This window comes from Photobacterium alginatilyticum (assembly GCF_009910675.1).
Classification (GTDB): Bacteria; Pseudomonadota; Gammaproteobacteria; order Enterobacterales; family Vibrionaceae; genus Photobacterium; species Photobacterium alginatilyticum.
Genome location: NZ_RSEJ01000018.1, coordinates 42000 through 53806, shown reverse-complemented (window position 1 = coordinate 53806; position 11807 = coordinate 42000). Strand labels below are relative to the sequence as shown.

At 48.7% G+C, this 11807-nt stretch carries 12 protein-coding genes; 5 read left to right on the top strand and 7 right to left on the bottom strand.

Going from position 1 to position 11807, the window contains the following annotated elements; translation table 11 throughout:
• Positions 1 to 46: 46 nt before the first annotated feature.
• Positions 47 to 268, top strand: a complete 222-nt coding sequence (locus EIZ48_RS16655) for a hypothetical protein (RefSeq protein ID WP_160653703.1) — start codon at positions 47 to 49, stop codon at positions 266 to 268.
• Between the two features lie 605 nt (positions 269 to 873).
• On the opposite strand, the gene EIZ48_RS16650 is transcribed toward EIZ48_RS16655, so the two are convergent.
• From EIZ48_RS16650 to msrP, 6 genes are all read right to left on the bottom strand, one after another.
• Positions 874 to 1770 carry a DMT family transporter gene (locus EIZ48_RS16650; RefSeq protein ID WP_160653700.1) on the bottom strand — a complete coding sequence of 299 codons (897 nt, stop codon included), beginning with the start codon at positions 1768 to 1770 and terminating at the stop codon, positions 874 to 876.
• Positions 1771 to 1917: 147 nt separating this feature from the next.
• Positions 1918 to 3327, bottom strand: a complete 1410-nt coding sequence (locus EIZ48_RS16645) for an amidohydrolase (RefSeq protein ID WP_192928608.1) — start codon at positions 3325 to 3327, stop codon at positions 1918 to 1920.
• A gap of 201 nt (positions 3328 to 3528) precedes the next feature.
• Positions 3529 to 4860, bottom strand: coding sequence for an MATE family efflux transporter (locus tag EIZ48_RS16640; protein ID WP_160653694.1), 1332 nt, complete (start codon positions 4858 to 4860; stop codon positions 3529 to 3531).
• A gap of 104 nt (positions 4861 to 4964) precedes the next feature.
• Positions 4965 to 5612, bottom strand: coding sequence for a hypothetical protein (locus tag EIZ48_RS16635; protein ID WP_338046928.1), 648 nt, complete (start codon positions 5610 to 5612; stop codon positions 4965 to 4967).
• A 175-nt stretch (positions 5613 to 5787) separates the two neighbouring features.
• Positions 5788 to 6423 (bottom strand): protein-methionine-sulfoxide reductase heme-binding subunit MsrQ, encoded by a 636-nt coding sequence (gene msrQ, locus EIZ48_RS16630; RefSeq protein ID WP_192928607.1) that lies wholly within the window; start codon positions 6421 to 6423, stop codon positions 5788 to 5790.
• Positions 6424 to 6458: 35 nt separating this feature from the next.
• The gene (msrP, locus tag EIZ48_RS16625) at positions 6459 to 7475 is read right to left on the bottom strand and encodes a protein-methionine-sulfoxide reductase catalytic subunit MsrP (RefSeq protein ID WP_160653688.1); all 1017 of its coding nucleotides are present in this window, start codon (positions 7473 to 7475) and stop codon (positions 6459 to 6461) included.
• A 157-nt stretch (positions 7476 to 7632) separates the two neighbouring features.
• Between msrP and EIZ48_RS16620 the strand changes: the two genes are divergently transcribed.
• Positions 7633 to 8049 (top strand): hypothetical protein, encoded by a 417-nt coding sequence (locus EIZ48_RS16620; RefSeq protein ID WP_160653685.1) that lies wholly within the window; start codon positions 7633 to 7635, stop codon positions 8047 to 8049.
• Between the two features lie 68 nt (positions 8050 to 8117).
• Positions 8118 to 8600: a hypothetical protein gene (locus tag EIZ48_RS16615; RefSeq protein WP_160653683.1), complete on the top strand. Its 483-nt coding sequence runs from the start codon at positions 8118 to 8120 to the stop codon at positions 8598 to 8600.
• On the opposite strand, the gene EIZ48_RS16610 is transcribed toward EIZ48_RS16615, so the two are convergent.
• Positions 8597 to 9265: a cupin domain-containing protein gene (locus EIZ48_RS16610; protein ID WP_160653681.1), complete on the bottom strand. Its 669-nt coding sequence runs from the start codon at positions 9263 to 9265 to the stop codon at positions 8597 to 8599. The genes EIZ48_RS16615 and EIZ48_RS16610 overlap by 4 nt on opposite strands.
• A 229-nt stretch (positions 9266 to 9494) precedes the next feature.
• Here EIZ48_RS16610 and EIZ48_RS16605 point away from each other — a divergent pair, with 229 nt between their 5' ends.
• Positions 9495 to 10619, top strand: coding sequence for an acyl-CoA desaturase (locus EIZ48_RS16605; RefSeq protein ID WP_160653678.1), 1125 nt, complete (start codon positions 9495 to 9497; stop codon positions 10617 to 10619).
• 239 nt (positions 10620 to 10858) lie between these two features.
• Positions 10859 to 11773: a L,D-transpeptidase family protein gene (locus EIZ48_RS16600; RefSeq protein ID WP_160653677.1), complete on the top strand. Its 915-nt coding sequence runs from the start codon at positions 10859 to 10861 to the stop codon at positions 11771 to 11773.
• Positions 11774 to 11807 lie beyond the last annotated feature (34 nt).

Sequence of the window (11807 nt, the reverse complement as noted above, 5' to 3'; positions counted from 1 at the left end):
CGTAACTCTGTGTTAGGCAGGTCGTCCCTGTCATTAAGGAAATACAATGGCGAAATACATTGCACTAGCTATATCCTTTTTCAGCATTTATCTGGCTACGCGGTTAGCTGATTACTGGATGATTAGCTTTGCTGTGATTGGGTATTTTATCGTGGTTTTTGCTTTTATCCTGGATGCAAGCTCCAAGAGAAAACCAGCGAAAAAACCGGTTTATATGACGCTCTATGATGACGATCTGTTAGCTCAGCACCTTCACAACGCAGACTAGATTGCAAACCAAAGTCATATTTAAAATTAATCGGGTATTAAGGAAGAAATGATGCCTAAGTATATTTCGTTGTTATTATCATTTATTTGCCTGTTATCTTCTTTGTATTTGAAAGAAATTATGCTGACAGCGATTTTCGTTACGAGCTTTTTTGCAATTCTGTATGGCGTAATCAGAGATGAAATTCAAACAAAGAAGAGGGCGAAGTCGTCAGTGTTTATTTATTATTAGTATGATAATTCTACTAGTAACTTCCATGTGAAAATCCCCCTATATTTCAGGCGCTGGTCGCTTTTGGCTGGTGCCTGGAATATTCTCTTCCATCTTATTGGCACATTTCATCCCTAATTTTTACTAACTATTACGAACTCAAGTCGACAGCACAGAGCGTTGTGACGATTGAGAGGAGCAAGTGAATTGCTCTTTGAGCAGCGTAAGTTGGTATCGACTATATCCATGATCAGTTGTGAGCAGGAGAATAAGCCTGCCAATAAGGGAACTCAATGACTAAATATATCGCAGTGGCTATGTAATGCATGTAAGTTAGACTAGCTTAACTTAACTTACATGCATTAGCACTAGAGTGCTGCCTTTATTGTTATTGCCTAGCGGTGCCAGGGGGCTTTGAGGCGTTGACCGAACACATTGACAAGTGCGCCAGCCACAATCAGCATGCCGCCTAAATATGTCCATACCGACGGTACTTCATGGAAGATCACTACACCAAGTATTGCCGAGAAAACAATCTGAACGTACGAGTACGCAGATGCCTTTCCTGCGGCCTGCGTCTGCATCGCCTTGGTCAGGCCTAACTGCCCGACCTGGGTGAATATCCCGACCAGAACAAGCAGGCCGGTTAAGTACCAGTCGGGTACCACAAAGCTATCGCCGATCAATAGTAGCGACATCGGCAGGGCGACAAGCGGGAAGTAGAAGATAATCACAGAGCTATCTTCTGTCTGGCTTAATTTACGGACAATGACATACGCCACAGAGCTACCGAAAGCCCCCAGGATCGCTACCATGACGCTGAACATCGGCAGCTCAGTGGTGGCTCCCTCAACGGCTGCCGGGTTGACCATCACAAACAAGCCTAAAAGACACATGACAATGCAGATAACTGTCGAGAAATGGACTTTTTCCTTGAGGAAAAGCACGGCCAGCAAGGCAGTAAAGACGGGGTGCACATACTGGAGAATTGTCGCTTCAGCCAGTGGGAGCGTGGTTACCGCATAATAGACACACATTAGCGCAAGGGTGCCAACGGCCCCTCGGGTAAACAGCAAGACTTTATTGTGTCCCCAAACCGAAATTCCTTTTCGTTTTACGTCCAGATAACTGATGATTAGAGATACCAAGGCCCTTGCCGCGACAATTTCAAAGACAGGGATACCATAGTTGCTGACGTATTTTACGCAAGCAGACATAAGCGCAAAGCCAAGTGCTGAGAGCATCATATAGCGAACGCCGAGAGGGATATAAGAGCCGAACGAGTTAGACATAACGAAGCTAATTAGTTGAAGTTGGTCGCACTTTACCACAGAGCGCGTTTAAAACATAAATCGTTGCGAGGGTGGAAAAAGAAAGGGCGGTATTGCTACCGCCCTGATTAGATTTATCTATTGCCAGTTGTCTGGCAAGTAATATGGTTATTGGACAACTTCGCCGCTTTCTACCACTGTCTTGCGGACTTTGTCGGCGAACTTCAAGGCTTCTTCGCGAATAGCATCTTCATCGACGGTCAGCATGTTACGGTCTTCCATCAGCAGCTTACCGTCAACAATGGTGTGCTTGACGTTTGTCGCATAGGCCGAGTAAACCAGCGCAGAGTACGGATTGTAAACCGGTACCATGTTTGGTGCCGTGGTATCGATGATGATGATATCAGCCAGCTTGCCTGTTTCCAGAGAACCAATGGTGTCTTCCATGTGAAGGGCGCGGGCGGCACCGATAGTCGCCATTTCAATCACTTTCATTGGTGGCATCGCTGCACGGTCTTTATTGACAAGTTTGTGTACTTTGGCCACCTGGTTAAATTCATCGATGGTACTGATGGTATTTCCTGACATCGGTCCGTCAGTACCCAGACCGATACGCAGACCATCGTCAAACATCTTTAGTGCCGGTGAAACACCCTTGGCAGATTTAATATTGGCACTCATGTTGTGAGCAATACCGACATCATGTTTCTTCAGCAGAGCGATATCATTGTCGTCCACATTGATCACATGGGCACCGACAAGGTTCGGTGTTAGCGCACCGATATCAGCCATATAGCCGACAGGTGTTTTGCCGCCACTACGCTCGGCGATCACCTGGTTTTCTCGCTCTGACTCGGCAAGGTGGATCATTACCGGCACATCGTGTTCAAGCGATAATTTGGTTATTTTTTGCAGTATTTCGGTGGTATTGGTGTAAGGGGCATGCGGGGCAAAGGCCGGCGTAATTCGCGGGTGATCCTTATATTCTTTGATGAAGTTCAGCGCATACTGGATGCCTTCATCGGCATTGGCAGCATCGGCAACCGGGAATTTAATCACTGTTTCGCCCAGCACGGCACGCATACCGATTTCATCGACGGTTTTGGCAACCTCATCCTCGAAATAGTACATGTCGGCATAGGTAGTGACACCGCCTTTTAGCATCTCGACATTACCCAGTTGCGCCCCGATACGGACCATGTCACGGGAGACCAGTTTCTTTTCAAGCGGGAAGATATAGCGGTGCAGACGGTCGGGCACATCGTCGGCCATGGAGCGGAAGACCGTCATTGAAACATGGGTGTGGGTATTGATCAGCCCCGGCAACACGATATCGCCATTGGCATCGATGACTTTTGCGGCCAGGTAATCTTTGACATCAGAGCCGTCGGTAACGGCGAAGATTTTATTTTCCTTAACAGCGACTAATCCATTGTCGAAAACGGTTTTCTCCTGATCCATGGTCAGGACAGTGGCATTTTTAATCAGCAAGTCGACTTTTTCGAGCGCAAGAGCGGATGTGCTGGCGAGAGAAGTTGCGGCTAAAGAGACGGCAATAAGTGTTTTTTTAAACATCAATGACTACCAAAAAACGATAACGGTATGCAGATGATACTCTCAGATCATGTATTGAAAATCAGTATTGCATAATTACCTATCCAAATGTGACTAGGGTCACCTTTCTTGTCGGGTTAAAATTTGTTTTGTGTAAGAAAACAGCGCCATATGACGCAGCTAAACGTTTGCACTGTGGCATTTCTGCCCATTTGGCTAAATGGCTTATGTCCGGCGCAAGGCAAAAATCATCCAGGCGGTGAGGAGCGAACTGCACAGAGGTAAAGCTATCCAGACACCATTGACACCGGCAACGTTGGCCAGGGTGAAGATAAACATGGTAATCAGGATCAGCTTGCCGCCAGTTAATAGTGAGGCTTCTTTGGCACGGTTGATGGACTGGAAATATGTCGCGCCGACAAGCAGCAAGCCTTCCATTGGCAGCCCCCAGAAATAGAGCTGCATGCCGTTCACTGCTTCCGGCTGGAGGGTCGGGTTCTCACCGGCAAACAGGTACACCACATATTCAGGGAAGCTGTAAAGCATGGCAACCCCAAATAAAGCAAACAACAAAGTGACGGTAAATGCCAGGTTACGGACTTTGACAACACGCTCAGTTTGCCCGGCGCCGGTGTTATAGCTGGTGATAGGCTGGATCCCTAGTGCAATCCCTTCAAAGATCAGGTAGAAAAACGCTTCTGTGTAGCTGACGATGCCGTATGCAGCCACGTGAAGTGCATCCCCGACCCACAGGAAGGCTTTGTTGTGCAAGGTGAGTACGACGGATAAGTAGAGATACATCAACAGGCTGGAAAAACCCAGACGAATGATTTGGATAGTGGTATCCCACTTTAGCTTCAGTGTTTCCCAATGGATGCGAAGCGTGGTTTTGGGACTGAAAAAGTGCTGCAGGCATAACAGGCTTGTTGCAGCCTGCGAGAGCATGGTCGCGATAGCCGCGCCCGTCAGCTCAAATGGGAAGACAACAATGAAGAGCCAGTCGAGCACAACATTGAGCACGCCACCAAAAATCATGATCAGCGTGACGCGGTTTGGCTGGCCGTCATTACGCAATAGGGAGGAAAATGCCATAGAGATGACAGGAAAGGCACCAAGAGCAAAATACCAGAACAGGTAGTCGGAAGCCATTTGAAGGATTTCGCCTTCTGCTCCCAGCCAGATCAGGAGGGGCTTGCCGTAGATAATGCCCAGGGTACAGATCAGCACTGCGGCGAGAAGACTGAGAGACAGGGCATTGCCGACGATCATTCTCGCCTTGTCGGTGTGGCCTTCGCCTAGCCTGATGGAAACCAAGGCTGATGCGCCCATGCCAATTAATGCGCCAACCGCATAGAGCGTCGAGCCGATAGGGTAGCCGAGCATGATCCCGGCGAGGCCTCTCTCGCCAATGAAATGGCCGACGAACATGCCGTCGATGGCAACATAAATGCCGGTTACCAACATGGCTGCGATGGTGGGCATGGTATAGCGAATAAAGAGCCGGAAGATAGAGTCATTCCGCAGCGATAAATGGGAAGCCGTGCTGGATGCTGTCATGTAACGTCTTATTCAACAAAAATATAACACTGAAGGTGCCGCTATAGTAAAGGATGAAGGGCGATATGAGTTATCGCAGCGATCACTTTATTGGCTATCGTTTGCTATTGAAGTTGGTAATAAGCTGTGAGGAGAAGGTAGCGGTGTACGGTTTTATCACTGCCGTTGCGCTTGAGCGGATGATGGATCTGGTGGTGCCCACCGGATAACAGATACTGATGCTGCAGGCAATGGGGCAGGGTGTTGGCACACTCTTGCAGGCGGATCCCATCGGCCAGATAATCATTGACGTTGACGGGTAACTGGCCCAGCCACCAGGCAGGGATTTCTTTGCTGGCCTTGCTGCGGTCAAACCAATGGTCGGATACGATCAGCAGGTGATGTTGCTTGTTCTCATCGATTTGCTGGCAGGCAGTATTGACAGACTGAACCAGTGCTTCACGGCGAGCCAGATTGGCACTGACCAGGCGGTGGGCAATAATCCACAGGTTAAAATCGGCGGTCTCAATACGGAAGATTGGCTGTTCAAGTGTATCATCCTGATGACACTGGTGCAGCTCGGCAGGAATATCGGCTTTGCTTAGCGTCGACATGATTCGACGGCATAAAGTTTTGCCCAAGTGGTTTCCACGCATTCCCCGGTTATGGACGGTTGGATAATGTTGCTCGCACAACTGCAAGCAGTCAGCCTTGAACTGATGGATGCTGACTGAAAGAAGATCACTGACCAAGAACGAAACGCCCCATAACACAATACCACTTGCTCAGCCCAGAAAAATGATGTGGTGGATTCCAGACTGATAATACCGACTATCACAAAGCCTAATCGTACCAGAAAAAAACATTTTCCCTTACGGTTTTTCAAGTGTTTAGTGATCAAAGAAGACGCAAAATAGCGACTTCTTTGATCTAGTGATAGATATAACGTTATGAACGGCTTGATGTTGTGCGATTGATATAGGGGATGGCTGGTAACCAGCGCCTGAATGTCTTGTGACGAAATGCCAGTAAGATCAATGCGCCAGCAATATAGATAGCCGGTTCGGCAAGACCGGATTTTACCGACCAGTAATAGTGGATTGGAGCCAGCAGCAGCGCCAGATAAACCCAGTTGTGTATTTTTTGCCATTTCGGCCCGAGCCGCCGTTGCATACCCTGTGTGGAGGTAACAGCAAGGGCAAACAGGATGAGCCAGCTGATTGCGCCGACAGTCAGATATGGCCGGTCAACGATTTCGCTTGCCAGCAATGAGACGTCGAAGCTGAGATCCAGCGCCAGATAAACCAGCAGATGAATCGCTGCCCAGAAAAAGCTGTACAGGCCAACCAGGCGACGAACCTTGACCAGTTGCCCCATTTTAAAACGGCGGGCAATCGGTGAGATAAGCAAGGTAATCATCAGGGTATTCAAGGCCGCCTTGCCGGTAAAGTGACTCAGCCCCTCGACAGGAACGGCCCCGAGCCCGCCGGTCAATGTCTGGGCTATCATCATGGCCAGAAAGCTTAGGCTTACCAGATGAATAATGACCTTAAGCCCTGTGATGTGTCGAGGCGTGATTTTCATTCGCATTTTTCCTCAATGTTGCTTTCTATGGCTGACTAGTACTGTTTTTTGAGATCCATGCCTTTGTATAGCCCGGCCACTTCATCGGCATAGCCATTAAACATCAGCGTTGGCTGGCGTCTGCTACTGAACAAGCTTCCCTCGCCGATGAAGCGTTCACTGGCCTGGCTCCAGCGCGGATGATCGACTTTCGGATTGACGTTGGCATAGAAGCCGTATTCATGCGGTGCGAGGCGGTTCCATGTTGTCGGAGGCTCTTTGTCTGTCAGGGTAATTCGGACAACTGACTTGATGCTCTTAAAGCCGTATTTCCAAGGCACGACCAGACGGAGCGGAGCGCCATTCTGCGGTGCCAGGGTCTTGCCATAAAGACCAACCGATATGAGTGCCAGCGGGTTCATGGCCTCATCGATTCTGAGTCCCTCGACATATGGGTAGTCAATACCGCCTCCGAGCCTGCGGGAAGCTTGTCCCGGCATACGTTTGGGATCGTACAGGGTTTCGAATGCAACGTATTTTGCCTTGCTCATCGGATTGGCTTTTTTCAGCAACTCCGCCAACGGGAAGCCAATCCAAGGAACGTTCATTGACCAGGCTTCAACACAGCGTAGTCGGTAAATACGCTCTTCAAGAGTGAACTTGCTGAAAATATCTTCGTAACCCAGGGTGAGCGGGCGATGTACCAAACCGTCAATCTCTACGGTCCACGGGTTGGTCTGAAAGTTGGCAGCACGAGCAGCGGGATCTGACTTGTCGGTACCGAACTCGTAAAAATTATTGTACTGGAGGATTTTGCTTTCAGGCGTTAGCGAAAGCTTTTTGTCCGAGTACTGTGATGGTTTGGTCACCAGCTGGCGGCGGCTGTCTTTCGCTGCGGGTTTGTCTTTGCCGGTAAAGGCGTCAAACAGTCCGGCATTGGTCTGGGTGGCGATTGGCATGCCGACAAGGGTGATACCTAGCTTTTTTAATATATCGCGACGCTGGTGATAGACCGTCTCCGGGGTGGCATCGCTTTCCTTGAGCGCCCAGCGAGGTGTTTTCTTGATAAGCATAATCTTCCTTTGGTGTAATTAAAATTATAGTAATTGGCTGATGGGAAAGTAGACCTGACAAATCGATACTAAATTTCACAATATTATTCTTTGATTTTATGAAAGAAGAGGTTATGTTGCGCGGTGCAAATGAAACACCTTCGTTTAGGGATTAGGGATGTACAAACGAGCGATATTACTTTCTTCATTATTAGCGTTACCCGTCACGGCCACGGCAGCGGGTTCACCTTTGGCAGCAGGCGTTTATGTCGGTAGCCCGACTTCCGGGGTTACTGTTAAGTACCGAGAGGAATTACAGTTTTCTGTGGGGCTTGATACTCTTAGCCTGACTGCGGATGCATTATGGAATGTCAGCGACTTGAGCCGCGGTACACTGTATTCGCCGTTCTACATCTATACCGGGCTGCAGTGGGTCGATGATGACAAGCATGAATGGGGGCCAAGAGCCGGTGCTGGACTAGTTATCCCTTACGATAAGTTTCACTTGTATGCCGAGGGCGGTCCTACCTGGTACATACAGAGTGAATCGAGCGTGGAGTTCGAAGGCGCTATCGGGATCAGGGTAAATTTATAATGTCTTGATGAACGTAGCGGTTTTTTTGTGATATAAACTGCTGCGTTTCTCCCAATACCGTATTAACCATGAGTGACTTATACCAATTCAACGCCCATCTTGAGCTTCAGCATATCTTCCTTGAAGCGCATGCCGAACGGTTTCACTATCTCAGTACTTTTTTTGAAGGCTATTATTGCTACCGTTATCAGTTGGTTACCCGGCAGGGAAAAGCTGATTGGACACAAATATTTGAGCACGGTGTACGTTCTAAAGCGGCCAGCCAGATAGCAGACAGAAAACAGCTGGTACGGGAACCGCGCTTGCCGTTTGCTGTGTTAACAGGCAAGCTCAAAGAACTGGTGAGAGATGACGAGCTGAACCTCGAGTCCCTTCAGTCTTTGCTCGATGAACACCTTGAATACACCGTCTTGACCCGGGAGGAGTTCCAGAAGCTAAAAGCGGCGGGCCTGACCGAACGGATGCCTGCAGGCTATTATCGCCCGGCGAGCTCTGACTTCCAGAGCACTGACGCCAGGTTCGAGGCTGTCGGGATTAAGTTTCTCGCCTAAAGAGGCAGGTGACCAGTTTTCATTAGCATCAGGCAGCCGTTTTTTGTTGATGGCTGATGTGAGCTACCTGCAGGGTAGCGGATCCAGGTTCCCCTTTCATAGTGCCCCTGTTCATCAAAAAAGTCGCCCGACAGAATAAAGATTTCTTCTCCGCCGTCATGCTGGTGGAGAGAAAAAGCCGAATCGGGCTGCCATTTCAATAAAATTGTTTTTTCCTGACCGTACCCGTGTAGCGGCAAGGTCGATAGTCTGTTATCGATTCCGGGTTGCCACATTGCGTTGTGGGTATCAAGGCGAAAAACTTCGGCGTCATGTTCCGGAAACATATTCAGTTTGACATACAGCAGGCAACCACCGTCGCTGCCGGGGGCATGGCAGGAGCCCGGCGGGTTACGGATATAGGTTCCGGCGGGGTAACAGCCATATTCATCCTGAAAGATGCCGTCGATGACGAATATTTCTTCGCCGTTGGGGTGAAAGTGTGCCGGAAAATGCGTGTTGGGGTCATAGCGTACAAGGCTGGTTACCTGCCCGCTTTCCGCTGCTTCTCGCTCTAGTGGAATACGCCAGACGCCGGCAGACGGAGAGGCAAGCCAGGGCTGGCTCGCAGTATCAACCACGATACGCTGATGTCGATCCATATTGAATGAAGATAGGGGATTCATAGTCGTTATCTCCATGGCCACTCATTGTTAGTGTATACCCAAACGTATATCTAAACCCTGGCAAGATGCAGAATCTTGCTGGCAAAGTCACGATGAGGTGATTTTGTAACAAGTGTGACGCTGTTGTGGTATTTGTTTACAAAATGCGTAATTTATCGTTGACCTTGAAAGAATGGCTGATTATTCTAGCGAACACATGTAAGCTGAATAGTTATTTTAAGGTTATAGGATGTCGACCAACAGACCACCAATCATTTGGCTAAATGTGGTTATTTTTTCAGTAACATTTGCAATTGCCGCATTAGGAGCCCCTCTTTATGCCTTCTACGTAGGCTTTGACTGGATGCAAGTCGTAATGCTGCTGGTGGCATTTAGCTACTGCGGTTTGTCAATTACAGCCGGCTATCATCGCTTGTGGTCACACAAGGCTTATGAAGCTAATGCGGTGATGCGTTTTATTTTTGCTATCGGTGGAGCCTTTGCCCTGCAGAACAGTATTTTGCACTGGTCGTCAGATCACCGCGTTCATCATCGCCATGTCGATAACAACGACAAAGACCCTTACTCCGCAAAAATGGGTTTTTTCTATAGCCATATCGGCTGGATGCTAAGAGAGTATCAGGCCTCTCGCTATAGTGATTACTCGAACTGCCGTGATTTGCAGAAAGACAAGATTGTGATGTGGCAGCACAAGTATTATGTGCCATTGGCTATTGCCACCAACGTAGGTATTCCTTTGTTGTTCGGGCTTATTCATGGTGATGTCTGGGGGGCCTTGTTGCTGGTTGGGGTCGTCCGCCTGGTGCTGAGCCACCACACCACTTTTTTCATCAACTCGCTGGCCCATATCTGGGGCAGCCAGCCGTATACCGACAAAAATACGGCCCGAGACAATGGTTTCCTTGCCTTTCTGACCTTTGGCGAGGGCTATCACAACTATCACCATATCTTCGAAAACGATTACCGCAACGGGATTCGCTGGTGGCAGTTTGATCCGACCAAGTGGCTGATTAAATCTTGCTCCTGGCTGGGTTTCGCCAAGAATCTGCGTACCTGCCCGGAGGATAAGATTGAGAAGGCCAGAGCAACAATGTTACTCAAACGGCTTCAGGCCAAGTTGGCGAGTGCACCCAATAGCGCAGTGTGCCTGGAGCGACTGGAGGAAGAATACGAGGCTCTGATGCTGAAAATATCGGATTATTATGCAGCGCAGAAACGGATGATTGAGCTTAAGAAGAAGCGACTGGTCAAGCACTATGAAAGCTTTGAGTTTGTTCAGCAGTATGCCGAAATGAAGCGTCTGCTGGATGAGCAGCGTAAGTCATGGAAGATGGTGACTGCGCAATATGCTTAACTCATAAATGGCGAGTGGTGAAAAAAGCAACAAAAGGGCGAAGTCGTTATGACTCCGCCCTTTTTTTGACGCAATGATGACGAAGCATTCAGGTAAGGTATGTAGAATCTGGGGTTATGAATTGGGAGCTTCTGTTACAGAAAAAGTTGTATTGTCTTATTCGTGAGAATACGGCAGTAGAAATACGATGACATTCCCATGTTTGCCATACTAAATAGTACTTCGGATGGAGGTGTTTTGTGTTTCGCTCATTTCTCTTATCGCTAGCCTGCCTGACATCATTGTCGGCCAATGCCATTGAATATCAGCGCCCGGATGGCGATAGCAAGCTGGTAGGCACTATGGAGTACTACCAGGTTAATGAAGGCGACAGTCTGGCGGATATCGCCAATCGATATGATGTCGGCTTCCTGGCCATGATGGAGGCAAACAAAGGGGTCGATCCCTTCCTGCCTGATCCCGGTACATTACTGACAATCCCGACTCAGCTGATACTGCCTGATGTTAAGCGCGATGGGATTGTGATCAACCTGGCCGAATTGCGCCTGTACTATTTCCCGGCAGATGACAAAGAGCGGATGTATGTATTCCCGATCGGTATTGGCAGGGTAGGACGAGAAACGCCTAAGATGTCGACCACGGTTAGCCAGAAAATCGAAAATCCGACCTGGACGCCTACGGCCAATATTCGTAAAGAATACCGCGAGAAGCATGATATCGAGTTACCGGCTGTCGTGCCTGCTGGTCCTGAAAACCCGTTGGGTGAATATGCAATGCGTCTTTCCTATGGTAAGGGGCAGTATCTGATTCATGGCACCAATAAAGACTTTGGTATCGGGATGCGAGTGAGTTCGGGGTGTATCCGAATGAATCCATGGGATATCGAGTGGCTGTTCAACCAAGTGCCAAAGGGAACTGCCGTTCAGGTTATTAACCAACCCTTGAAGAAAACCGTTGAGCCGGATGGCTCCTTATATGTTGAAGTTCACCAGCCGCTGTCACGCTCCGAGGAGCAGGTAGGTACCCATAAGCCGGTGAAAGCCACAAAATCTCTGCTTAATAAAATTGAAGGGGATCAAGATGCCGAAGAACGCTTAAGCTCGGCGTTGGTGCGACAAACGGGTATTCCTCAGGAACTCAAACGAGATATCTAATCTCATTTTGCATTCACTGTTTTTTCAAAGCGGG